Annotated in this window: 18 protein-coding genes and 1 other RNA gene; all 19 read right to left on the reverse strand. The window is 39.3% G+C overall.

The features are described 5' to 3' along the window. Window positions 1-164: 164 nt before the first annotated feature. Window positions 165-1,937 carry a cell division protein FtsZ gene (ftsZ, locus tag ACFIMG_RS06350; RefSeq protein ID WP_375678608.1) on the reverse strand — a complete coding sequence of 591 codons (1,773 nt, stop codon included), beginning with the start codon at window positions 1,935-1,937 and terminating at the stop codon, window positions 165-167. A 63-nt stretch (window positions 1,938-2,000) separates the two neighbouring features. Continuing rightward, window positions 2,001-3,302: a cell division protein FtsA gene (ftsA, locus tag ACFIMG_RS06355; RefSeq protein WP_375613372.1), complete on the reverse strand. Its 1,302-nt coding sequence runs from the start codon at window positions 3,300-3,302 to the stop codon at window positions 2,001-2,003. Next, window positions 3,299-4,210, reverse strand: coding sequence for a cell division protein FtsQ/DivIB (locus tag ACFIMG_RS06360; RefSeq protein WP_375678609.1), 912 nt, complete (start codon window positions 4,208-4,210; stop codon window positions 3,299-3,301). Before ACFIMG_RS06360 ends, ftsA begins: the two co-directional genes overlap by 4 nt. Then, entirely contained in the window at window positions 4,198-5,118 is a 921-nt protein-coding gene (locus ACFIMG_RS06365) for a D-alanine--D-alanine ligase (protein ID WP_375678610.1), read from the reverse strand. Before ACFIMG_RS06365 ends, ACFIMG_RS06360 begins: the two co-directional genes overlap by 13 nt. 238 nt (window positions 5,119-5,356) lie before the next feature. Next, complete coding sequence (gene murB / locus ACFIMG_RS06370; protein ID WP_375634623.1) at window positions 5,357-6,334, reverse strand: UDP-N-acetylmuramate dehydrogenase; 978 nt, start codon at window positions 6,332-6,334, stop codon at window positions 5,357-5,359. Further along, a complete protein-coding gene (gene murC, locus ACFIMG_RS06375; protein WP_375678611.1) occupies window positions 6,312-7,739 on the reverse strand; it encodes a UDP-N-acetylmuramate--L-alanine ligase in 1,428 nt (475 codons plus the stop codon). Before murC ends, murB begins: the two co-directional genes overlap by 23 nt. Then, the gene (gene murG, locus ACFIMG_RS06380) at window positions 7,723-8,859 is read right to left on the reverse strand and encodes an undecaprenyldiphospho-muramoylpentapeptide beta-N-acetylglucosaminyltransferase (RefSeq protein ID WP_375678612.1); all 1,137 of its coding nucleotides are present in this window, start codon (window positions 8,857-8,859) and stop codon (window positions 7,723-7,725) included. The genes murC and murG overlap by 17 nt, the downstream gene beginning before the upstream one ends. After that, window positions 8,852-10,006 carry an FtsW/RodA/SpoVE family cell cycle protein gene (locus tag ACFIMG_RS06385; RefSeq protein WP_375678613.1) on the reverse strand — a complete coding sequence of 385 codons (1,155 nt, stop codon included), beginning with the start codon at window positions 10,004-10,006 and terminating at the stop codon, window positions 8,852-8,854. The genes murG and ACFIMG_RS06385 overlap by 8 nt, the downstream gene beginning before the upstream one ends. A gap of 143 nt (window positions 10,007-10,149) precedes the next feature. Further along, window positions 10,150-11,544 (reverse strand): UDP-N-acetylmuramoyl-L-alanine--D-glutamate ligase, encoded by a 1,395-nt coding sequence (gene murD / locus ACFIMG_RS06390; RefSeq protein ID WP_375678614.1) that lies wholly within the window; start codon window positions 11,542-11,544, stop codon window positions 10,150-10,152. 4 nt (window positions 11,545-11,548) lie between these two features. After that, window positions 11,549-12,619 (reverse strand): phospho-N-acetylmuramoyl-pentapeptide-transferase, encoded by a 1,071-nt coding sequence (gene mraY, locus ACFIMG_RS06395; protein WP_375678615.1) that lies wholly within the window; start codon window positions 12,617-12,619, stop codon window positions 11,549-11,551. Between the two features lie 22 nt (window positions 12,620-12,641). Then, complete coding sequence (locus ACFIMG_RS06400; RefSeq protein WP_375678616.1) at window positions 12,642-14,063, reverse strand: UDP-N-acetylmuramoylalanyl-D-glutamyl-2,6-diaminopimelate--D-alanyl-D-alanine ligase; 1,422 nt, start codon at window positions 14,061-14,063, stop codon at window positions 12,642-12,644. Continuing rightward, complete coding sequence (locus ACFIMG_RS06405) at window positions 14,060-15,511, reverse strand: UDP-N-acetylmuramoyl-L-alanyl-D-glutamate--2,6-diaminopimelate ligase (RefSeq protein ID WP_375678617.1); 1,452 nt, start codon at window positions 15,509-15,511, stop codon at window positions 14,060-14,062. The genes ACFIMG_RS06400 and ACFIMG_RS06405 overlap by 4 nt, the downstream gene beginning before the upstream one ends. Window positions 15,512-15,534: 23 nt before the next feature. Beyond that, window positions 15,535-17,277: a peptidoglycan D,D-transpeptidase FtsI family protein gene (locus ACFIMG_RS06410; RefSeq protein WP_375678618.1), complete on the reverse strand. Its 1,743-nt coding sequence runs from the start codon at window positions 17,275-17,277 to the stop codon at window positions 15,535-15,537. After that, a complete protein-coding gene (locus tag ACFIMG_RS06415; protein ID WP_375611988.1) occupies window positions 17,277-17,681 on the reverse strand; it encodes a hypothetical protein in 405 nt (134 codons plus the stop codon). The genes ACFIMG_RS06410 and ACFIMG_RS06415 overlap by 1 nt, the downstream gene beginning before the upstream one ends. After that, window positions 17,678-18,676, reverse strand: a complete 999-nt coding sequence (gene rsmH, locus ACFIMG_RS06420) for a 16S rRNA (cytosine(1402)-N(4))-methyltransferase RsmH (protein WP_375678619.1) — start codon at window positions 18,674-18,676, stop codon at window positions 17,678-17,680. The genes ACFIMG_RS06415 and rsmH overlap by 4 nt, the downstream gene beginning before the upstream one ends. Window positions 18,677-18,940: 264 nt before the next feature. Beyond that, window positions 18,941-19,331: RNase P RNA component class A (gene rnpB / locus ACFIMG_RS06425), an RNA gene on the reverse strand. A gap of 83 nt (window positions 19,332-19,414) precedes the next feature. Continuing rightward, the gene (locus tag ACFIMG_RS06430; protein ID WP_375678620.1) at window positions 19,415-19,924 is read right to left on the reverse strand and encodes a lytic transglycosylase domain-containing protein; all 510 of its coding nucleotides are present in this window, start codon (window positions 19,922-19,924) and stop codon (window positions 19,415-19,417) included. A gap of 1,374 nt (window positions 19,925-21,298) precedes the next feature. Continuing rightward, entirely contained in the window at window positions 21,299-21,676 is a 378-nt protein-coding gene (locus ACFIMG_RS06435; protein WP_375678621.1) for a hypothetical protein, read from the reverse strand. A gap of 2,202 nt (window positions 21,677-23,878) precedes the next feature. Next, window positions 23,879-24,817 carry an ArsR/SmtB family transcription factor gene (locus ACFIMG_RS06440; protein WP_375678622.1) on the reverse strand — a complete coding sequence of 313 codons (939 nt, stop codon included), beginning with the start codon at window positions 24,815-24,817 and terminating at the stop codon, window positions 23,879-23,881. Window positions 24,818-25,064 lie beyond the last annotated feature (247 nt).

The raw sequence follows: 25,064 nt of genomic DNA on the forward strand, positions 1-25,064 counted from the left end.
ATAAAAAATATTCATAGTAAATAATAAAAAAACCGCTTATTGTAAGCGGTTTTTTTTAAAACAAAGTATTTTATCCAAAAAACAGTAATATATTTTACTGTATAATTTTTGTCTGATCATTAAAGAAATAATAAAATTTCTTACTTTACCTCATTTTTCATCAATTAATTTGCCTGACGACGTAAAAATGCTGGTATTTCCAACTGATCTTCTTCACTTATAAAAGTACGCTGATCTTGTGGTACCTGAGGATGCAGCTCACCAGAACGACGTGGAACATAAACAGAAGCATCTTGAGAAAGCGCCTGAGAGTTTTTATTGTAAACATGAGACTCTTTCTGCTGAGACGAGCTAACAGCAGGCTCCAGCCTCGCTTCTGGCTCAGCTTCTTCACGATGTGTCAAGCTCTGTTTCAAACGCTGCCAAAGATTACGAGGACCCTGATCCGTCACAAATGTTCTTTGGCTTTGTCCATGCGCAACAGGAGGAAAATCCTTTAACTCAGGCATACGCATTGGAGCGCGCGCTTGCATTTGTTGCATTTGTTTTGGTTGCACTGGCTTTTCTTTTTGCTTCACAAGCCCTGTCATCTCATCAAGAACATGCGCTGTTGCCTCCATACTCACAGGAGCCGTCATCGCCTGTTGAGAACCACGGCTTACTTGCATACGAGGCACATTGGATCTCTGTTCCTGAACAGCATTTGAACCATACGCAACAGCATTCGAGGCACTTCGTGTCGTCATTGCTTCTGCAGGTTGTGCAAAAATTTGACTTTTGGGACGGAACTGTTCTCCGGTTGATTTACCCTTCTCTATTTCAAGTGATTCGATCACTTCTACCATTGACTCAGAACGCAGAGGCGATGATTGAACATGAAAAGAACTATGTGACGTTCCAGGATCGCTCTTGCGTATTGAAGAAGCAGGCCTTTGAATCTGAGGATGAGAGGACTGAACCACATCACTAACTTCACGATCAATACCGGTGGCAACCACAGAAACACGAATAACACCTTCCAATGACTCATCATCAATAGCGCCAAAGATCACATTCGCATCAGCATCTACTTCTTCACGAATACGATTAGCAGCTTCATCAACCTCAAAGAGAGTCATATCACGACCACCCGTAATAGAAATCAATAAACCACGCGCCCCACGCATAGAGGTATCATCCAACAATGGATTTGCAATAGCAGCTTCAGCCGCAGCCAAAGCACGCCCATCACCAGATGCCTCACCCGTTCCCATCATGGCTCGCCCCATTTCGTGCATAACAGAACGAACATCAGCAAAATCAAGGTTAATCAACCCCTCTTTAATCATCAAATCCGTAATGGAAGCAACACCAGAATAAAGCACTTGGTCAGCCATAGCAAAAGCATCAGCAAACGTTGTCTTATCATTTGCAATACGGAAAAGATTTTGATTGGGAATAACAATCAATGTATCGACAGACTTTTGTAATTCTTCAATACCAGCCTCTGCCGTTTTCATACGGCGTGCACCTTCAAACTGAAACGGCTTTGTCACAACACCAACAGTCAAAATACCTTTTTCACGCGCTGCGCGAGCAACAACGGGAGCAGCTCCTGTTCCAGTTCCTCCCCCCATACCAGCAGTAATGAAAACCATATGAGAGTCTGCAAGATGATCAATAATTTCATCAATACATTCCTCCGCCGCCGCTTGTCCAACTTCCGGTAAAGCACCAGCACCCAAACCTTCTGTCACAGCTGCCCCAAGTTGGATAACACGTTCAGCCTTTGACATAGCCAAAGCCTGTGCATCCGTATTTGCAACAACAAAGTCAACTCCCTGAAGACCAGCATTTATCATATTATTCACGGCATTCCCGCCACCACCTCCAACACCAAAAACGGTAATGCGTGGCTTCAATTCCGCGATATCTGGCCGATGCAGATTAATCGTCATTTTCTTTTCCTTCTCATAAGACACCGCAAGCCAAAGCGATGAAATTTATCCAACTAGACTTAACTAAAAACTCTCACGCAACCACTGACCAACACGCTGAAAATACCCACGCGTGCCCATCGATAAATGATTTCCTGCCGCCTGCATTGTTTTTTCTTCAAAACCCACCAATTGCGGATAAATTAACAACCCAACAGCAGATGTAAACGCCGCCCCTTTTGCAAGAGAAGGAAGCCTCGAAATACCTAAAGGCCGCCCGATACGAACATTTCTTCCTAATATAGTACGTGCCATTTCTGGCAATCCTGTTAACTGGCTTGCTCCCCCAGTCAAAATAACACGTTTACCAATGATGTGACCAAAACCAGAACGATTTAAACAATCACGGACCATTTCTAAAATTTCTTCAACACGCGCACGAATGATACGCCCAAGAACCGCGCGAGGATATTGAGTTTCACGCTGTTCACTCCCAATTTCTGCTACATTAATCATTTGCCGCTCATCAGCACTTGTTAAAAGTGCTGAACCATAAACAACTTTTAAACGTTCCGCCTCTGTTAAAGACATAGAAAATCCGCGCGCAACATCAAGAGTGACATGATGCCCCCCAACAGCAAGAGCATCTGCATGAATAAATTTCCCCTCAAAAAACACTGAAAATGTTGTTGTTCCACCACCAAAATCAATACATGCAGCCCCTAAACGCGCCTCATCATTCATCAAGACAGCAAGACCACTTGCAAAGGGAGTAGCAACCATTGCTTCAACACTCAAATGTGCACGATTAATACAAGTTTCCAAATTACGCAAAGAGGCTGTTTCTGCTGTTACCACATGCACGTCGACACCAAATGTTTCCCCTGCCATGCCAATAGGATCAAAAATTCCTTTATCTCCATCCAATACATAAGAAACTGGAACTGAGTGCATAACATGACGTTCAGCATCAAAGGCTTTACGCGAAACATCTGAAAAGGCCATACGCATATCACGCTTGGTGACTTCACGACCATTCAAATGAACCTTTCCATTAATCAAAGCACTTTGTAATCGACTTGAGGAAAAATTCACAATCACTGAATCCACCACCAAACCCGCCATTTTTTCTGCCGCATCAACAGCCAATCTTATTGATTGTTCTGCTGCAAACATATCCATGACAACACCGGATTTAATACCACGTGAACGCTGCACTCCAAAGCCTAGAATTTCCGTAGAATGTGTACGACCATGTAAATAGTGTGCATGCTTCAAAGGACGCAAACAAGCAATAAGACAAACAATCTTACTTGAACCGACATCAAGTACCGTTAAAAAACGTGTTTTACGCCCCTTCAAATGATGTGATCTGAGTAGCATCATAGGCTTCCTGCCTTTCGCGCTTTTAAAATACGTTCTTCTTCTGCTACAGTAGTATGATAACGCTCCAACGTTTCATCTGATAAAGAAACAGTAATTCGATCAGCAAGACGTAAATCAACACTGAGAATATCGCGAGATAAAAGATCTTGCATTGTACCGGACGAAGAAAGAGAAGAAAGCCTTTCAAGAGCACCATTTTCAGGCAACATAACGCGCATTCCATTATTCAAAACAAGATCCCAACGTCGATCACCTACCCGCACAAAAGCACGAATACGATCATATACTTCCGGATAGACTGACAGCGCTTGAATAAACACTTTAGCAGCATTTTGTGCACCCTGCCCAACCACAAGAGGTAAATCCCGAACAATTTCCCCTTTAAAAGGCACAATGACACGACCTGTATTATCAACAATATCCATTATGCCATCATGTTGCCAAATGGCATAGGGTTCACGCTCCACAATGGAAATGCGCATTCTATTGGGATAAATTTTCTGAACATTAGCCGATTGCACCCAAGCCTGTTTTTCCAAAAGAGAACGTGCTCTTTCAACATCAAAAGTGAATATAGAAGGCGCAACATCAAGTTTTAAAATTTTAAAAATATCCTGCTTTGCCAAGCGCTTATTACCGCTTATATCGACATGAGTGACCACAAAACTACTATCCAATATGATCGTATTTACGATCACAGCCATCTGACCACTTGATGAAAGTCCATAAAAAGCCGTAACAAAGAAAAACCATACAACAGCAAAAGAGCCGAAATGGCGTGGAATATGAATATTGACAAAAACAAACTCAAACATAAACCGGAGAAAACGACGATAAAGACGTGGCAAAGCCGGCACTGAAAGCACCTCCATCGGAACATTTGTTTTATTAACATTCAACGCATACATGATGCGTCCTCCACCATCCATTGAACAATATCGCCGTAAGTACGGCCGCTCGCTTTTGCAATATCAGGAAGAAGAGACGTCGATGTCATACCGGGTTGCGTATTAATTTCAAGCCAAACCAATTCTCCCGTTTTCTCATCAAAACGAAAATCAGAACGGCTAACACCTCGACACCCTATCGCCTGATGGGCTGCTAAAGACATTCTTTGCACACTTTGGTAAATATTTAGTGAAAGTTGTGCAGGACAAATGTGAAGAGAACCACCCGTTTTATATTTCGAGCCATAATCGTAGAATGGAAAGTGTTTATCGGGAAGAATTTCACACACATCCAGCACTTCATTCCCCAAAACAGCACAAGTCAATTCACGACCAGGAATATATTTTTCAATCATCACCTCATCAGCATACCCCCACTCAGCTCCCCCAATACTATGCGGCGGTGCTGCTTCATTTTCCTGGACAATGACAACACCAAAACTTGATCCTTCACACACAGGTTTAATTACATAAGGAGGCTCCATGGGATGCGTTTGTCCCAAAGCAAAGCGGCTCATGATACGAGAAGGAGCAACACAAACCCCAAAATTTTCAACGATAATTTTTGCACGTCCCTTATCCATTGCCAAAGCGGATGCCATCACACCAGAATGGGTATAAGGAATTTTTAAATATTCAAGAATCCCCTGGATCCGGCCATCTTCACCAAATGGACCATGCAATGCATTGAAGGCAATATCGGGCTGCAACTGTTCAAGAACAGAAGCAATATGAGCGTCAACATCCACGCGGCTCACGCGATACCCCTGCATCTCTAGAACATCAGCACACGCCGCCCCCGAAGATAAACTTATAGACCGTTCAGAAGAAAAACCTCCCATTAACACAGCTATATGTTTATCTTTCATAATAAATCACCCTCTTTCGCATACTATATGTAGTCTATATAGAATACATCAGCACCACATACAGGAAAAACAAAGTTTATCCTTGCGAATCAATAACCTAGCATTTTGCATAATGAATCAGACTCAAAAGCCTGATGCAAGAGATTCTTTGTTAATTTATTGATTCTTAATAGAATTTTTTTATTATCTCTTTGAAATGACTCAATTTTTTATTTTCACTTTTTTAGTGAACAATAAATCAATGAAATGGATCAAAAGGAGAAACACTTCGACCACGCTCAAATTGACCAATACGCTCTATTTCCCATTGTAAAAGATGGGCTGAATTTGCAAAAACACGCGCACGCACTGTTTCTCCCAATGCTTCAAGATCATATCCTGTTGCTTGCCCTGTATTAATCATAAAATTACAGTGCATTTCACTCATTTGAGCGCCACCAATCTGTAAACCACGACACCCTGCTTCATCAATCACGCGCCACGCGGATGTATTCTCAGGATTTTTGAAAGTTGACCCCCCTGTTTTTTCGCGAATAGGTTGCACTGTTTCTCTGTGGAGGGCAACTTCATCCATAGCAGCACGAATATCATCTTTATTGCCGAGTCTTCCTTCTAATAAAGCAGCCGTAAAAATAAAATCTTTAGGAATATCACAATGGCGATAGGAATAATGCATATCTTTCACACTCAAGATATGACGTTGCCCTTTACGATCCAGCGCATAGACCTCGACAACACGCGCTGCAGTTTCAACACCATTCGCACCCGCGTTCATTTTGAGAGCTCCTCCAAGACCTCCAGGAATACCATGATAAAAATGAAAACCTGCAATCTCAGCTTCTAAAGCGGCAGCAGCTAAATGTTTATCCGCCGTACCAGCACCAACTAAAAAGCCTTTTGGAGAAACTTGCTTCACTTGCCCAAATTTTTTTGGCGAAAGACGAATCACAACACCAGGAACCCCCCCATCACGCACCAGAAGATTAGAACCAATACCGACAATTGTTACAGGAACAAATTCAGGCAAATTTTGAAGAAAGAGAGCCAAATCTTCTTCATCAACAGGCTGATAAAAAAGCTCTGCCAACCCGCCCGTGCGAAACCACGTTACCTTACGCATCTCAACATTAGGTGTAAGCTTTCCTCTCACGCCACCCAACAGTGGTTGCAATTGCGCCAATAGCGCCTCACCATCAATGTGTTGAAAATTTACCATGACCATCCAATACCGCTAATTGATGAGGCAACGCACAAGCCCATTGTGTGATATTGCCAGCACCAAGAAAAACAACATAATCCTCTGCCTGAGCAAATTTTGAGACAAGAGACACAACATCTTCCAGACTATGTATCAAGCGCACATCACGATGACCCGCCATTTTAATATGCTCTACCAATTCTAGAGAACCAAATCCTACAATAGGCTCTTCACCAGCCGCATAAACGGGCGTAATCAACACTGTATCTGCATCATTAAAACAAGCAGAAAAATCATCAAATAAATGATACAAACGTGAATATCGATGGGGTTGTGCAATCGCAATAACACGCCCTTTTGCACTCTCACGTGCTGCACGCAAAACAGCCTTTATTTCAACAGGATGATGTCCATAATCATCAAATATTTCAATGCCATGCCAACTTCCTGTTCGCGTAAAACGCCGTTTTACTCCGCCAAATTCTGCTAAGCCCCTTTTTATAGCTTCATTTGAAATGCCAAGTTCATGCGCAATAGCAATCGCCGCCGTTGCATTGGCAACATTATGCTGCCCTGCCATGGGCAAAAGCAAATTTTTCAACTCAATCTTTCTTCCTGTTTTGCGTGAGCGAACAAGAACATCAAAATGCGTTTTTTGACCATCCATCGAAAGATTAAGAAAACGAACATCCGCTTGTGGATTTGCACCATAAGTGATCACCCAACGATCATCAATACGGCCCGCCAATGACTGAACCTCTGGATGATCAAGACACAAAACAGCAAAACCATAAAAAGGAACATTTTCTACGAATTGCCGAAAAGCCTCACGCACAGCATCAAAACTTCCATAATGATCCAAATGCTCAGCATCAATATTAGTAATAACAGCAATATCAGCAGGCAGCTTTAAAAATGTACCATCACTTTCATCAGCTTCAACAATCATCCAATCGCCATCTCCTGTACGAGAATTCGTACCATAAGCATTAATAATACCGCCATTAATCACCACTGGATCAAAATGACCAGCATCAAGAAGGGCTGCGACCATTGATGTGGTTGTTGTTTTACCATGTGTACCACCCACTGCAATTGCACGCCGAAACCGCATTAGCTCCGCCAACATTTCTGCACGTCTGACAAGCGGCAAATGTCTTTCCTTTGCAGCAATATACTCAGGATTTGTTTTTTTAACGGCAGTAGAAAAAACAACAACCTCTGCATTCCCTAAGTTTTCAGCACAATGACCTATATGAACGTTAATTCCTTTTTTCCGCAAACGTTCAACATTTGCACTTTCAACTTGATCTGACCCTTGAACTTTATAGCCAAGATTATAAAAAACCTCCGCAATTCCACTCATACCAATCCCCCCGATTCCGATAAAATGGATAACGCCTATATCAAGTGGCATTTTCATTAAAAAGCTCCTCTTTTATATCTGACAACAATCGCCCTGCAATTAAGGACTCAGCCATATCAGCAAGGCAACGGGTTGCATGAGGTTGTCCAACTTTTTTTGCAGCAAGCGCTTGTTTTTCCAATAAATGGGGCGCACAACAAGCGTGCATTAAAAGAGAAAAAAGCTTTTGTGCATTTAAATCTTTTTCTGATACAATTTGCGCACCACCTACACGAGCAAGCAGAGCTGCATTGGCAGCCTGATCATGATCTAAAGCATGGGGATAGGGAACAAGCAAAGCAGGTCTACCAATCACCGCTATCTCACAAACGGACGAAGCCCCAGCGCGCGACAAAATAAAATGAGCATGTGCCATACGTTCAGCCATATCATCAAAGAAAGGAGCAACTTCTGCTTGTACCCCCATATCACGATAGATTTTGATCAACCTTCCTGCTTCACCGCGGACTTGCTGTACAATTCGTAAACGTTTACGGTTCTTATCATCAAATAAAGCAATAGCTTCTGGAACAATATGTGAAAAAGCAGAAGCCCCTTGGCTACCTCCAAAAATCAAAAAATTAAATGGCTTTTCCCCTTCTGAAGAATGATAAGGAATTTTGGCCGCCTTCAACACAGCCTCACGGACAGGATTCCCCGTCAAAAGTATTTTATGAGCATAAGCGCCATTTGGCGACAACAAACCACCAGCAATTGCACGCACAAAAATTGCCAACACCCGATTGGCACGCCCCATAACAGCATTTTGTTCATGAATAAATGTCACACGCCTCGTTAAAGCCGCAATAAAAAGAGGAGGAAAGCTCGGATACCCCCCAAATCCTCCAACAAGAACAGGACGTAATTTATAAAACAACACCAACGATTGCCCCATTCCCTTTAGCAAAGACCAAAACGTCTTTATTAGAGAAAAAGGATGATGTCGTATAAATGTTGCCGATGAAACGATATGAATATGCTCTTCATCAAAGCACCGAACAAAAGGTCGTGCTCTTTCATCTGTTATTAAATGAACATCATATCCACGCTTCCTTAATTCAACAGAAAGGGCTTCAGCAGGAAAAAGATGTCCACCTGTACCACCAGCCACCAAAACAATAACTTTTTTATCATTCATAAGGCGTATCCAAGACAGAAGAGGAAGAAAAAGCTGAAAGGCGTGCTTCTGGCCAACGACGTGTTAAACTGAGCAAAATGCCCATTGAAAACGCAATCGCCACCATCGAAGAACCACCATAAGAAATAAAAGGCAATGTCATGCCTTTGGGAGGAATTAAGTGAAGATTAACAGCCATATTAATAGCTGATTGAAAGCCAATCATCATTGCTATGCCAGTAATACCAAGACGTATAAAGGAATCACGTGTATTCATGGCTATATACAATGAACGCATAACGATAAAGCCAAACAGCATCATAATTAATAAACAAAGAATAATACCATATTCTTCAGCAGCAACGGAAAATACAAAATCTGTATGGCTATCAGGAATGATACGTTTTACTGTGCCCTCCCCAGGACCTTGCCCAAACCAACCACCATTCAAAATAGCCTCACGTCCCACATCCACTTGAAAAGTATCTCCTTCACCTGTCAAAAAACCATTGATCCGCTCGCGCACATGATGCAGAAAAAAATAAGCTAAAATAATTCCTACAACGCCTAAAATAAGAAAGAGAAAAATAATAGTAAGAGGGACACCAGCAATAAAAAACAGCCCCCCCCATGTTGCACTTATTAAAACTGTTTGTCCAATATCAGGCTGCAAAACCAGAAGCACACAACAAATGCCATAAAGTAGAATCGCTAACGTATAACCCAGAATGCCCCTCTTGCGTATCTGTTCCGAAAAAAGCCAAGCGGACATAACCACAAAAGCTGGCTTCATAAACTCTGAAGCCTGTACAGAAAAACCAAATAGTAGAATCCACCTCCTTGCTCCCTTTAATTCTGGACCCAAAAATAAGGTTGCAACCATAAGAGCAAGCGTTACAATGAGCAAAAGAGCACATAAACGACGAATATTAGAAAGCGAAAAAAAAGAAATGGTAACCATCGTAAAAAATGCTGAAATGCTGAAAATGATATGCCACCGAACAAAATAAAAACTATCAGCAATTCCGATTTTTTTTGCAATAATAGGGCTGGCAGCAAAAGACAGCATAATGCCAATTCCCATTAAAATTAAACAAGCTGCAAAGATAGAGCGATCAATCGTCCACCACCAATTAGCAATTGGATCTCTATCTGCACGCGTCACCATGGTATCCACCTTATCCATTTTATAAATTATCTCAAAGTGATATGGTTCCCCAGCCTGTTTAACAAACACTTTAAAAACTAAATTACACAAAAAAAGATTCTGGAGTCTTAACGCAAAAATATTTTTTTATAACTGATGCTTTTTTATTGTAACTGCATCACAAAAGAGACAAATGCCTCGCCTCGCATTTCATAATTTTTAAATTGGTCATAACTTGCACAAGCAGGTGACAAAAGAACCGTCACCTCTTTTTCCTTACAACCCATTGCGTCAACAGCTGCTTCACGCACCGCATTTTTCAAAGTTAAGCTCATAGAAAAGGGAAAAGAAGATCCAATAGTGCGAGCAAATTCTTCCGCCGCGCTCCCAATCAAATAGGCTTTACGAATTTTAGGAAAAAATTCTCTAAGAGACTCTATTCCTCCCTTTTTTGCCTGTCCCCCAACAATCCAAAAAATATCATTAAAGGTGGAAAGCGCAGGAGCTGTTGCATCTGCATTAGTAGCCTTGCTGTCATTGATAAACAAAACCGCCCCCATTTTACGCACCTGCTGCATACGATGATCCAACCCTTTATAACTTGCCAAATGCTTGTTCACAGAAGGATCGGTTATTTTTAAAGCCTGCAACGTTGCTAATGCCATAAGGGCATTTTGCGCATTATGACTCCCACGTAACACCGCCATAGGAGCAAGATCTGCAAGCATATGACGCTGTCCTTGACGAACAGAAAAGAGCTTGGTCCCATCTGCATAAAAACCATTTTCAACAAAATGATCCTTGGAAACTGCCTCAATTTGCTTCCCATCATGAAGTAACTGTTGATATAAAACCCGACAAGCTGCATCATCAACTGAAATGAAAGCCTGAGAAGCCTGAGCAATCAGATGCCTTTTGGTTTGCACATAACAGGCAAAACTCCCATGTCGATCAATATGATCAGGTGTTAAATTCAATAAAAGTCCAATGGTCGGCTGAAGAGAGGGAGTAAGATCAATTTGAAATGATGAACATTCAATCACATAGATACGTTTTTTAACAAATGGCTTAAGCGTCAATATTGCTTTTCCGATATTTCCCCCCATCTGCACATCATAGCCCATTTTTTCCAACAAATGCGCAAGTAAAGCCGTTGTGGTTGACTTGCCATTCGTCCCCGTAATCGCAATGAAAGGAACATCTTGGTCACACAAACCATAATGTTGTAAAAAATGCTGGCGCGCACGAACAAATAATTCAATATCACCGATAATTTCTATATTTTTTTTTCGTGCTTTTTCAACAACCCAATGGGGCTGAGGATAACTTAAAGGAACTCCAGGAGCTACAATCAATGCAACAAATTCTGACCAATCTTCATAACGGAGATCTCGTGTTGGAATATTGTGCCGAAAAGCCATTTGCACGCTTGAAGGACTATCATCCCACGCCACCACTTCTGCGCCACCGCACATCAATGCTTGTGCCGTTGCTAGTCCAGACTGTCCCAATCCAAACAGAGCAACTTTTTGACCTTTATAACACGTAACAGAAATCACATTCTCACCGCAATTTAAGTGTTGAAAGACCTATGAGAGCGAGAACAATCGAAATAATCCAAAAGCGTATCACGACTTGGCTTTCAGTCCAGCCTTTTTTCTCAAAATGATGATGTATCGGTGCCATAAGAAACACGCGTTTTCTTGTTAATTTGAAATAACCAACCTGAATAACGACCGAAAAAGCTTCCACAACAAAAAGCCCACCAATAAGAACCAAAACAATTTCGTGTTTCGTAGCAACCGCAACAGTCCCTAAGAGTCCTCCAAGAGCCAATGAACCAGTATCTCCCATAAAAATAGCTGCAGGTGGTGCATTAAACCATAAAAAACCAAGCCCTGCCCCAACAACAGCTCCCAATAAAACAGCCAATTCACCTGTTCCCGATACATAATGGATTTGGAGATAATCAGCAAAATTCATATTACCAGAAAGATAAGCAATCAGAGCAAAAGATAAAGCTGCAACCATCACAGGAACAATAGCAAGCCCATCGAGTCCATCCGTTAAATTAACCGCATTACCCGTCGCAACAATGACGAAAGCAGAAAAAGGAATAAAAAACCAGCCCAAATTGATAAGATAATCTTTTAAAAAAGGCAAAGCTAATCCAGATGAGCCAATTTTCAAGATGGCAAAAGCCGCAATTGCCGCAACAAAAAACTCCAAGCTTAATCGTGCTTTCCCAGAAAATCCTTTGTCTGTTTGTTTTGTGACCTTAAGATAATCGTCATAAAATCCAATTCCCCCAAAAGAAAGCATAACCAATAGCGATACCCAAAAGTAAATATTCGATAAATTACCCCATAAAAATGCCGATACCACAATGCCGGTTAAAATCATCAATCCACCCATTGTAGGTGTTCCAGCCTTTTTAAAATGTGTTTGAGGACCATCAGCACGAATCGGTTGCCCCTTACCCTGCCGCAATTTAAGAGAAGCAATGATGCTAGGTCCAAACAAAAAGACGATAAGCCCCGAAGTAAGCATAGCCGCTATCGTGCGAAAAGTAATATAACGAAATACATTCACACCTGGAAGCCAATCACTAAACGAAGAAAAAAATAGCATCATGGAACAAAAAAACCTCTTAAAACTATGAAGAAACCGCTTTATAGCGATCAAGCAATGCAGTCACAATATTTGATGAACAAAGGCTATTGGATGATTTAACCATAAGCAGATCCCCAGAAGAAATTTCTGCTAAAAGAAGCGATAAAATTTTCTCAATATTTTCAGCATAATGAACCTTAACACCAGCAGACAAATCACTGACTAAAGATTTCATCGCCTCACCAAATAGAAAAACCGGATTAGCACCAGAAAGACGTATTGGTTTTATTAAATCACGATGAAGCTTTTCACTATACTCCCCTAACTCTAGCATATCTCCTAAAATAGCAATTCGCCGCCCCCCTTTCCCTACAGGTCCTGTAGCAAGAAGCTCAAGTGCAGCACGCATAGAAGCAGGATTTGCATTATAGCTTTCATCAATGAGATAAAATTCACCCCCATTTGATAAAGACAGTCGATAACGAACACCTCGCCCCTTTTGAGAAGAAAAATGGCGAAAAGAAAGAAAAACAGGCTCTAGCTCAACCCCCATAGCATCACAAGCAGCAATAACCCCTAAACTATTTTGCACAATATGGCGTCCTGGAGCACCAATTTGGACCTCCCTATCCCGCCCCCCAATACGCACAATCATAGAAGAACTATCGGTTAGAAGACGTATATCATGCGCTTGATAATCAGCATCTTTAGTCTCACCAAAGCTTAAGATCTTTTTTACACCGCATTTCTTTGCTTTTTGAACGAGATAAGAAAAAAAATCACTATCCGCATTTAAAATGGCAATGCCTTCCTCATCCAATCCTTCAAAAATTTCAGCTTTTGCCTTTGCTATTTCTTCAAGATCCTTGAAAAAACCCATATGTCCTGCACAAATATGCGTAATGAGAGCAACATGCGGACAAACCAGTTTGACCAGAGGGCGAATTTCATCTCTGTGATTCATGCCAATTTCAAAGATACCATAATCACTCTCCACAGGCATCCGCGCTAAAGTGAGTGGAACCCCCCAGCAATTGTTTAAAGAAGCGAGATTCGCATGAACATTCCCAGCCGTTGCAAGTGCTTGTTTCAAAGCTTCTTTTGTCGTTGTTTTTCCCACCGATCCTGTTATCGCGATAATCTTAGCTCTTGAACGTTTGCGTGCAGCTTGTGCAAGTTGTTCTAAGGCTTTCAAAACATCAGGAACGACAATGAGTGGAGCCGATATCTTTTTCATATCCCTCAAACGGTGTTCCGCAACGATAAGAACGCCTGCACCTCGTTCATAAGCTTGCGCAGCAAAATCATGACCATCAAGATGATGCCCTTTAATGCAGAAAAAAACATCCCCTTCCGCAAGAGTACGGCTATCAATGGAAACCCCAGAAAAAGTTTCTGGCAGGCTTCCCATTACAACACCCTTAACTGCAGCAACAAGTGCTTGCTTATCCCATAAAGCTGTCATTTCTTTCGATCCTCTAAAGCTTCTATCGCTTTCAGACGATCTGAAAAAGGATAAGTTGTCTGCCCTATAATTTGGCCATCCTCATGACCTTTTCCAGCAATGATTAATGTATCACCAATTTTCAAAAGCTCCACCGCGTAAGAAATAGCCTCTCCACGATCTGCTATCTCTATTGCTGTTGGCACCGCCTGTAAAATATCCTTGCGTATTTTTTCTGGCATTTCTGTGCGAGGATTATCATCCGTTACAATAACAATGTCCGCTTTATCCGCCGCAATTTTTCCCATCAAAGGTCTTTTCCCTTGATCACGATCTCCTCCACAACCAAAAACAACGATCAAGCGCCCTTGCGTAAAGGGACGAACAGAAAGTAAAACCTGCTCCAAAGCTTCTGGTTTATGGGCATAATCAATGTAAACAAGCGCATTATTTTCTGTCTTTCCCACAAACTCTAACCGCCCAGGTGCCCCCTGCAAAGTTTCAAGCGCAGAAAAAACCTTACGAGGTGAAACGCCCGTTGCAATTGCTAACCCCGCTGCCATAAGCGCATTGGCGACCTGAAAATCTCCAGCTAAAGGCAAATCAAATGTATAAATATTGTTTTCCACACGACACTCAATACACTGTTTTGAGCGTTGATGTTCGACACGATTAATCGTGATAAATTGCCCCTTACGACCAATTGTCAAGACACGGCGGCGCGCTTGTGTAACAACATCAATAACCTTTTGTGAATAAACATCATCAGCAAAAATCAAAGCAGGAGCAGATACAGGCAAAAGTGTATCAAACAACCTCATTTTAGCCCGCAAATAATCCTCTACCCCCGTGTGATAATCCATGTGATCTCGCCCTAAATTGGTAAAGGCACCAGCCGTTAAACGGACTCCATCAAGTCGTCCTTGGTCAAGCCCATGCGAAGAAGCTTCAAGAGCTGCATGAGTCACACCTTCATGAGAAATTTCATAAAGAAGACGGTGCAAGACGACCGGATCAGGTGTTGTGAGAGAACCATAAACATTCCGTTTAGGAGAAACAACACCAACCGTTCCTATACTCGCAGCACAAAATCCAGCATAAGTCCAAATTTGCCGAAGAAAAGAGACAACAGATGTTTTACCACTTGTACCAGTCACAGCAACGACCGTTTCAGGCTGAGAACCGTAAAAACGTGCAGCTGCCAACGCTAAACTATGACGAACATTAGAAACACGTAAAATGGGAACAGATAAATCCTCAAGAACAGCATGATAATCTGTAACGATTGCTCGTGCGCCACGCTTTATCGCATCATCTATATAGTGCCTTCCATCACTTTTTTTTCCTTGAACAGCGACAAAAACATAGCCCGGCAAAACTTGCCGAGAATCCACACTTATTCCTGTTATTTCTATTGAAGAAAGACTTTCATCTTCAACACATTCTGTAAAAACTGTTCCCAACAACATGATAACGCACCTTTATATTCATTTTACCGTTGTTTAACGAAACTTGAATTGCTCTTTTTACTTAAAAGAGGCTCATATTCTTTTTTAAAATCGGGTTTTACACCAAGAAAACTAGCTGTGCGACGAACAATATTAGCAAGCATTGGTCCAGCATTCATTCCCGCTGTTGCTGAACGCTGTCCCTCCTCTGGCTTTGGTTCATCGATAATTGTTAAAACAACATAAGCAGGATCTTCAATAGGAAAAGCAGCAAGAAAACTATTGAAATTTTTTGTTTTAGAATATTTTCCATTTTCAACTTTTTCAGCTGTTCCTGTCTTACCACCTACACGATAGCCTTCTACTTTTGCATTACGTCCAGAACCAATATCACTATTTAATTGATAAAGGTAACGCATATTTTGACTTGTTTTAGCCTGCAAAACCCGTTTTGCATGGTGCAGAGCTTGTTCTTTTGTCCGTTTTAAAAATGTCGGAGCAATTAACCAACCACCATTCATTAAAGCAGCAGCCCCGACAGCTGTTTGCAAGGGTGTTGTTGCCATACCATGCCCAAAAGAAATCGTCATAGAATGTATATCCTTCCAATGATGTGGCACAATAGGGTGGGCAACTTCAGGCAACTCTGTTGTGAGACGATCCAGTAATCCAAGTTTTTGTAAAAAACCACGATGTTTATCAATCCCTATCGCCAATGCCTCTTTAGCAGAACCAATATTAGAAGAATAAATAAAAACCTCCCATAACGTTAAGGGTCGATTTTTTCCATGAAAATCATGAATAGTATACCCACTACTTGCTTTTATTGGCTTTGAAGCATCAATAATACTGTTTAAATGAAAAATATTGGAATCAAGTGCCATGGCGGTCGTAAAACTTTTAATAATTGATCCCATTTCAAAAGCTCCTGCCGTCATCCGATTGAGACGATCACTTTTTAAAGCTTCGATAGGATTTCCAGGATCAAAATCTGGTAGTGATGCCAACGCCAAAACTTCCCCCGTATGTATATTTAAAATAACAGCTCCTGCAGCAATTGCCTTATAACGCTTCATAGCCTGAATAAGTTCATCATGAACAATTGCCTGAACACGCACATCAATCGAAAGCTGAACTTGTTTTAACGATTCTTCCATGGCAAGACCAGCGGCACGCAAAGCACTCAACCCCGCATCATCAATATATTTTTCCATACCTGCAATGCCCTGATTATCAACATTCACCATACCGAGAATATGGGAAGTTACAGGTCCATCAGGATAAAAACGACGAATTTCAGTCCGAAAACCAATTCCTGGTATACCAAGAGCCATAATTTGCGTCTTCTGCATTGGTGTTAACCCCCGCTGTATCCAAGAAAAACTAGATTTTCTTTTTAAGCGCTTATAGGTTTCCTGCCAATTAAGATCAGGCAAAACCGTTGAGAGCAATTCAATTGTTTCATCCACATCAATAATACGTCGTGGCTCAGCAAAAAGTGAATAAGTTTTAATATCTGTTGCCAATAAACGACCATTACGATCAACGATATCAGGCCGTGCCATCAATTGAAGAACTCCAGGCCCTTTTGCTTCTTCAATCTGTCCACCTTCCAACCCATAAGAAATAAGGCAAGCCCCCATGATGCCATATAAAATTAAAAAGCAGAACAACGAAAAAAGCAAACGTGGACGACTAGAATAGGGACGACGAACAGAAACATTATGATTATTCAACGAATTCTTTAAGCGCTTTTTCTTCTGTGAGAATAAAAAAGTCGATTTCATTACTGCGCGCCTTTTTGGACAACACTATTGATCTGAGAAGCCCGATTATTTGTCAAAATATCTTGATTATCTTCCAAGATATTTTGTTTAATCACTTCTTCAATTTGATCATGTACCCGTACCGGAATGTCTTTAAACTCCACGATTTGACGCGGCTGTATAACCTCTAACCCAAGTTCTTTCTGATAACGTTTCGCAAGTTTTTGCATGCGTGAAGGCCTTATCATCACAGCCCACTCAGCATGAAGCAAACTTACCGTATTTTTTGCTGCAGCAATTTCATGCTCAAGATGAAGAACTTCGTTCATTCGCTTTTGAACATCATATTTTACCTTATAAGTAAGTCCTGCCATACAAATCATAATCAACACTAAAATCATATCAAATGTACGAAAAACTGTCATTTTTTGCTGCCTTCAAAACTGGCAATCTCTGCTAAACCAAATAATTTCATATCTGCTGCAAGAGCCTCTGCTTCAGTCCGTACACCAATACGCAACCTCGCAGAACGTGAACGAGGATTTTTCTGTAACTCCTCTTTAGTTGCCGTGATCCCACCTTTAAACAAAGGAAAAAATGTTGCTGGAGCAGCCTTTATTTCTGGCAGATAGCGTGATCTCATACATTCTCCAGAACGAGCCGAAAAAAATCTTTTGACCATACGATCTTCAAGAGAATGAAAACTGACAACCCCCAAACGGCCTCCAGCTTTTAAAACGCGTTCAGCAGCAAATAAACCACATGCCAATTCACCAATTTCATCATTAACATAGATACGAAGAGCCTGAAATACACGTGTTGCCGGATGAATACGATCTCCCGGCTTACGTCCTATCAACGTTTCGATAGCATACGCCAAATCACCTGTACGCAAAAAAGGCTGCACAACACGACGCTTTTCAATCATCCGTGCAATTCGCCCCGCATAACGCTCTTCCCCTAATATCTTAAAAATACGTGCCAAATCCCTTGCTTTTAAATGATTGACAACATCGCTGGCTGTAAAACCAGTCTGAGCCATTCGCATATCCAATGGACCATCTTTTTGAAAAGAAAAACCTCTTTCTGCTTCATCAAGCTGCATTGAAGAAACACCAATATCCAAAATAACTGCATCCACCTTCTCTTCAACGACACGATCGAGCTGTGAAAACGCCATATGGACCAAACGAAGGCGTGGAAAAAATTCTTCAACAAGCGATTGTCCTGCACTGATAGCATGAGGATCACGATCAAGAGCAATCACCTGTGCCCCTGCCTTTAACAAAGCACGCGTATAACCACCAGCACCAAAGGTGCCATCAATCACTTTTGCTCCAACCAATGGCATAAGCCCAGCCAAAACTGGCTGTAACAACACTGGAATATGGCGTTCAGCTCTTTGATCCTGCTTTATCAAAATAATCCGTCTTGAAGTTATGCTGTCTTAAATCAACAGCTCTCTCATAGCAACTGATCTTAGAATAACCTAGCCTTCAACTTTCATATTAATCACAATGAACGAAAAAACTAAAGTTATCCCAAAACAGATCCTAATGCATTATACTTAAAGAAATGTTATAATTTTTTTTAACACCCTTTGCTCAAGTGTCCATTTCAAACACACCGACTCCATAAAAGACCATATATAATTGATCTTATAAAATATCGCGTATCATCATGAAATATCAGTCGGCCTATAAGCCGGGTTCTGTAGAGTAAAGCTTACACTTTACATGGCAACCATTCATCTGGGACGGATGTTACCATCCGCCTCGTGCAACCTACCCGAATGACTCGCCCGGAAATCGGCTGCAAATTAAATTTTGCACGTCATTTCTATTTGGTCTTGCTCCCGGTGGGGTTTACCTTGCCACATTCATTACTGAATGCGCGGTGGGCTCTTACTCCACCCTTTCACCCTTACCTATAAAAATAGGCGGTTTACTTTCTGTGGCACTTTCCCTAGGGTCACCCCTGCCGGGTGTTACCCGGCACCGTCTTTCCATGGAGCCCGGACTTTCCTCACCTGCCGTATTTCAGTATCAGACAAGCGCGGCTGCCCAGCCGACTGACATACTGATTTATAAAACATTTTCTGCTCCGTGAAAATAGCATCTTAAAATATTTTATGACAAACCTCTCTCAACAGATGTTTTTATTTTAATGAAGCCAGATAAGTCTTTACTTTTGCGCAATATTTCGCTGAAATAGAATTCATTTTTTTTGCAGCATGACCTGCGTTATATTTAAGGATTGTACCACACGTACTTCCACCACTGAGTTTATAGGCCCTTGCCAAATAACGCATACCATATTCAAGATTGGTCGCAGGATCGTACAAATCCTGTACAGAACCACTAAAGCCCAACCCTCGTGCCGTAGAGGGTTTAATTTGCATCAAACCTATTTCGCCAGCAGCCCCCTTTATACCTGCCTTATAATTACTTTCAATTTTTACAACAGCATGTGCTAAATTAACGGGAACATTATATTTATTCGCAAGTTTCTGAATAAGAAACTCATAAGGACGAGCAGAAATCTTAGAAGCAACAATCACTGAGGTTTCTCCTGATTCCGCAACATTTAAGACACTATGAGTCCAACTTATATCAAATACAAAAAATACAGCACATGCTGTATTTAACAAGATTTTCAAAAATTGCATTTTCTTTCTCTTCACTCAAACATTCTCAAATTCTAGCCGCAAGTAATTTGCAAATGTATTATACAAAAAAGAAAGCAAAAGAACGTCTTTAAAAAGGAAATAGTAAGACAATTTCAAGCTAAAATTATGAAATAAAAGAATATATCTTTATGCACAAGTCTCAGATTTCTCTATATCATAAAATAAAAAAATAAAAAGACTATAATTAATCTTATAGCGTATCAAATAAAATGATATAATCTATAACTTGCGGCTATCTCTGTTGTATCAATCAATTTTTATATTAAAAAAATAGCATCTGAACTAGATGTAATATTTTTTACATAAGATTATTAATTTTTTTATTGAGATCAATCCCTCAAAGAAAGAGAGACAAGAGCATCTTTTTACCGAAGATGCTCAATATCAAAAAAGGTTCACAAAAAATATAAACCGTTATCAACGCGTCTCTCTGATTAATAAACACCCACTGCACTCTTTATGTCCGATAAAACCTCAAAAAATCACAAAACAAATCCCCCCATCATTGCGCATAAAAAATTCATAAATATACTAAAAACATCATACTCTTTACCAATTCAAAATATTGCAACAGACTTTTAGCTCTCAAGATGTCTCAAAGAAGCTTTTTAATTCCTTTTTAAAAGAGTTTTTATCCACACAAGCCTCTACTTGTGGTATACAAGAAACTGATTTTAATTTTTGCACCATGGATAAATTTAAAATGAGAGGATTTTACAATTCTTAAGATTCTCATTCAATATAAAATGATAAATTATCATTATAAAACAATATACTAAAAAAGTTATATCTGTTTTTATCCCTACAACAAAGCTTAACAATTACTTGTGTCTATTTACTTGTGTCTATTTTTTTTGAAAAATGTTAGAAAACTCAATACCCCCAAAGCCTTTTTAAATAAAAATAGACCTCTCATCTTCATTCAAATATTTTTTCTTTGTCACAGACTATCATCTTATCAGTCTTGCGCCTCATTTTCAGAAATCATACAAGTGGATAAATATCCTAAAATCCGTAGAACAAAAAAGCATATCTCTTAAAAAATTTTTATTTTCTCATATCAAATAAAAAAATAACCGGCATATAAAATGCAGTTAACGTGTTTTATTATAATCAATACTGCTTTTGTCATTGTAGCGATTGATAATGCAATTAACTTGGACCAATACCCTTGATAGACTTTCTATCACTCCTGTAATGATTGCAACATTACCCTTATACTCCAATGCTTACCTTTTGAGAGATAAATTTTGTTAATACCTTACAAATTGATTATCTCCTCGCACTTTTCAAAATTTCACGAAAAGCTCTTTCTCCTTAAAATAAAACCCAAAAGCGCGATTAAAAAAATAGCTAAAAATAAGCATTAGCAACGGAAGGACGAGAAATCGCTTTCGAGAGAGCCATAGCAACAGTTTCACCAGATTTTTGAGCCTGCTCACGACTCTGACCACTTTTAGAAGCAAGCGCAATTACATCACGACGCAGCTGCGCAATAAACAACTCTTGCTGTTGAGGGGTCATTTTAGAAAGATGCTTGATAATATCTGGAAAAGATACGGATAATCTCTCTAATAACTCCGCCTCTGTTACATCAAGCTGCTGAGAAGAAAAAGAAGAGCGACCGGAAAAAAACTGATAAACAGCACTACTTTGAGAAGCAAAAAAGACAGCGCCAGAAATAAAAAATACAAATAAAATAAAAATAATACGATGTGAAAAAGATCCCATTATCTCTTACCTAAAGATCACAGAATACAAACATAGCTTCCTTTTATGATTCTCCTTATAACATGCAACAATGCCTCAATAAAGAAAAATCAAATTATTAAAAATGAATACGCTAACACTATCCGCCCAATAAGACTCGCCCCTCTATGTATTTAGGTACTATAGGCGAAACAATAACAGATCTTACACTTCCCCCCTAATAACACCTTACATTTCCTAAAATAATTACAAAAAGCCTGACTGAGGAAATCCTCAGTCAGGCCAGACAATCTAGGGGATCCACGCGGGGGGGGGGAGGAGGTTCCCCGATTGTCCTCTTACATCAACCACTAAGATAGCCGATGCAATATTCTTGCTATGGAATAAAATTCTTTAAACAACAAGAAATTCTTATCATCTTCTACGCAAAAAAACATAAAAGAATTATAAATTATTTAAAAATGTTTAAATTTAGGCAAAAAAAGTTCAAAATGACCCAATTTGAAGCAATTTTATTTCAAGAAGCTTCAATTAGAATCTACGATCATTATAACTTTTAAATAGTTTCTTTCATAACTCTGATGATCATATTAAAAAACAGTAATTTCTACGTATCCACCCTATAAAAATCAAACTACGTAAAAGTAGAATCACTTTTCCAACAGCAATCACCACAAAAAGAAAAACGTAGATTTTTAAAATCTTACACAAATAACCGTAAAAAATGGAAAATATCTTCTTGCAAGAAAGCTATGAATTATTTAAATTAAAACAATAAATTAGAGAAAATAAAATCTTATCTACCTTTATAAAAAATTTCTGTAAATGATCATTAAAATATTGTTACATCCCTCATGTAACAATCAATGAGGAACTTAAACAGCTTAATCTTATGAGAAAATGAGAACTCTGAAGGTATTTTTTTCGAATCACGCCCCATCGTCATTCCAAATAACGATAAACCATTTTACAATAACCAACAGTCTCTAACGCATTTTAACATAATAAACCGAAATCAATGCAGACATTTTCTCTTAATCTCTATCATTTAAATGATCCCGTAAAATAATACACACAGTAGTTTCTATGCTCAAAAATTTTTATAATCTGTTCTTCTAACGTAAACAATTCATTGATTTACAATCATAACTCATCATTTTACAATTTACATGAGAGATCTCAAGAACGTAAGGTTCCCTTATTTTAAATCTTCGTCTATTGAATTAATGAATAGCCATACTATCGCACATCACAAACAAGAAGAAGCATATGGATAAAAAACATAAAAAGAGTCAAAATATCTTCTATAAACCATTTTAAAGCAAGATCGGCAGTAACATGAGGAACTGAAACATAAAATGATGATGCCCTATCAATTTTACGCTATACCCACGGACTGCGTCATAAGATGAGCGGCAAACATAAAAAGAAAGAAAATACTTTTGGCAAAAACAATGGACTTATTTAATAACCTTCATAACTTCTCATGATAAAGAGATACGAAACTTTAGTGTAATATCACGCTTTTCTTTCCTACTTTCAGCCACAGACTATCCGTAGATCATCGCCGATCTTATTTTTATGAATATAATGCATTGTCTTACCCTTTTACTTTTTCGTCTTTTTAGAGCATCTTTTTGCACCCACACTAAAAGTTCCAAGGCACTCCTTATCTAAAAACCTGTTTTAAAGAGACATTTTAAGATCTATTGGGCACCACCATCTTTGACATTTATGAAGGTATGAGCCTTCACTATATTATATTGTGCGGCATTATATCATATTGCAGCCGCTCTCACATTTAGAAAATGTATGAAAGATGTATTTTCTTTTACAAACGGTATCATTAAGATAAATACCTTCTTTTGTAGCAGACAAACAGACCCTTTCGGATTCTGAAACAGGAAATTTGAAATGAAACAACATTCCTGTATTCAAACCTCTTATTGAGTCTAAAAAAATCAATGATCTTTTAAAATCAATATATTAGCTAATAACATAAATATGATATCAAGAGCACCTTAAATAATGATCCTCATAGGCTTAACTCTATAGAAGATGCTTCATTATACAGCCTACACGCCGCTATAAAACACCAATACTCCCATATAAAAACATAATACAAATGTAAAAAAAAATAGCTTATCAATGATTGAATAAAGTTTTATCTCTACGCTATTTCTTGAGAAAAATCAGAGTATAAAGCACGTTAACAAACGCGATTTATGCAAAATCTACTTGTTTATCTTTGATATCGTCAACCAATAAACGCGGATCACGAGCAAGCCAAAGCGTAGCAATCCCCTCCTCACTGTTTTCATTTTGTATAGGAGTAAGACAAACCGTTTGTTCTAGAACAAGTCCCGCATTTTTAAGCCATTGTTCTATTTGTAAAGCCGAAAATCCAAAACGCATATGCACTTGATCAGAATATGAAGACTCAATTTCATGATAACCAAAATCCACAATCAATAAACGGCCATGAGGACGCAAAACACTTGATATCTCATGAAGGAATATTTCAGGATTTTCAAGAAAATGTAAAACCCAATGAAGAATAACTAAATCAAAAGTTGTATCTCCAACAGACAAGTGAAAAACATTGCTATCAAGCACAACTTGAACCGCATGCGTATAAAGATTAGAAAACAATTTTAAGATAGAGTCTCCACCTCTTCCAATATTCAACATCGTCGGAAATGGTTTATCGCCAATGATTTCAAGTAACGAGTTTTCTACACCATGATCTGCCATATAGGATGACCGTAATACATCCCATTGCAACGCATTTTGTAAGAAATGCTTCTTCCTCGTTTTTTGACGCTGCTTTTTAACATCCTTCAAACGTTCTAAATCATGCGCTAACAACACATCATTCTTTGGTAAAGACGAAAGAATACCCATCACAATGTCTTTACCCCAAAAATCATGACAAAGCTTAAAATAAAGGCTATCCCCCTTCTGATAACGCTCAATCAATCGTGCTTCGTACAATAAACGTAAATATCGTGATATACACGCTTGCGACTGATCAAGAATAAAAATAAAATCAGGAATTGTTAAATCTTCATGATGTAAGAGCCTAAGAACACGTAAATGGCTTACTTCTGCGACCACTTTCAGCAGCACAATCATTGCATCTAAACTTGCACTTTTTTTCATAATTATCCCCTAAACATTCCTATAAACATTTGTTTATAGGAAAAAAAGTCAAGCATACAACGCATATTCTCATCTATTTTGCTCTCTCTATTTTATCATACTATGAAAAAAATAGGCTAATGTAAAAAACGAACAGATCTTATCTCCCTGCTTCTCGTTATAATGAGAATACATTGATTTATAATAATCAATTCATTTTTAACTTGAATAAAAAACCGGAATACCGTAGATTTTTCTCATTTCAAAT

The sequence above is a fragment of the Bartonella sp. AP11XZML genome (genome assembly GCF_042196445.1).
Taxonomy (GTDB): Bacteria; Pseudomonadota; Alphaproteobacteria; order Rhizobiales; family Rhizobiaceae; genus Bartonella.

Excerpts from the sequence above, each read along its gene's own strand:
- ACFIMG_RS06435 (WP_375678621.1), bottom strand. The coding sequence starts at position 21,676 with ATGGGATCTTTTTCACATCGTATTATTTTTATTTTATTTGTATTTTTT.
- ACFIMG_RS06365 (WP_375678610.1), bottom strand. The coding sequence starts at position 5,118 with ATGAAAGATAAACATATAGCTGTGTTAATGGGAGGTTTTTCTTCTGAA.
- murC (WP_375678611.1), bottom strand. The coding sequence starts at position 7,739 with ATGAAAATGCCACTTGATATAGGCGTTATCCATTTTATCGGAATCGGG.
- ACFIMG_RS06410 (WP_375678618.1), bottom strand. The coding sequence starts at position 17,277 with ATGAAATCGACTTTTTTATTCTCACAGAAGAAAAAGCGCTTAAAGAAT.
- ACFIMG_RS06430 (WP_375678620.1), bottom strand. The coding sequence starts at position 19,924 with ATGCAATTTTTGAAAATCTTGTTAAATACAGCATGTGCTGTATTTTTT.
- ftsZ (WP_375678608.1), bottom strand. The coding sequence starts at position 1,937 with ATGACGATTAATCTGCATCGGCCAGATATCGCGGAATTGAAGCCACGC.
- murG (WP_375678612.1), bottom strand. The coding sequence starts at position 8,859 with ATGAATGATAAAAAAGTTATTGTTTTGGTGGCTGGTGGTACAGGTGGA.
- ACFIMG_RS06400 (WP_375678616.1), bottom strand. The coding sequence starts at position 14,063 with ATGACAGCTTTATGGGATAAGCAAGCACTTGTTGCTGCAGTTAAGGGT.
- mraY (WP_375678615.1), bottom strand. The coding sequence starts at position 12,619 with ATGATGCTATTTTTTTCTTCGTTTAGTGATTGGCTTCCAGGTGTGAAT.
- ACFIMG_RS06440 (WP_375678622.1), bottom strand. The coding sequence starts at position 24,817 with ATGAAAAAAAGTGCAAGTTTAGATGCAATGATTGTGCTGCTGAAAGTG.
- murB (WP_375634623.1), bottom strand. The coding sequence starts at position 6,334 with ATGGTAAATTTTCAACACATTGATGGTGAGGCGCTATTGGCGCAATTG.
- ACFIMG_RS06385 (WP_375678613.1), bottom strand. The coding sequence starts at position 10,006 with ATGGTGACGCGTGCAGATAGAGATCCAATTGCTAATTGGTGGTGGACG.
- ACFIMG_RS06405 (WP_375678617.1), bottom strand. The coding sequence starts at position 15,511 with ATGTTGTTGGGAACAGTTTTTACAGAATGTGTTGAAGATGAAAGTCTT.
- ACFIMG_RS06360 (WP_375678609.1), bottom strand. The coding sequence starts at position 4,210 with ATGTATGCGTTGAATGTTAATAAAACAAATGTTCCGATGGAGGTGCTT.
- ftsA (WP_375613372.1), bottom strand. The coding sequence starts at position 3,302 with ATGATGCTACTCAGATCACATCATTTGAAGGGGCGTAAAACACGTTTT.
- ACFIMG_RS06415 (WP_375611988.1), bottom strand. The coding sequence starts at position 17,681 with ATGACAGTTTTTCGTACATTTGATATGATTTTAGTGTTGATTATGATT.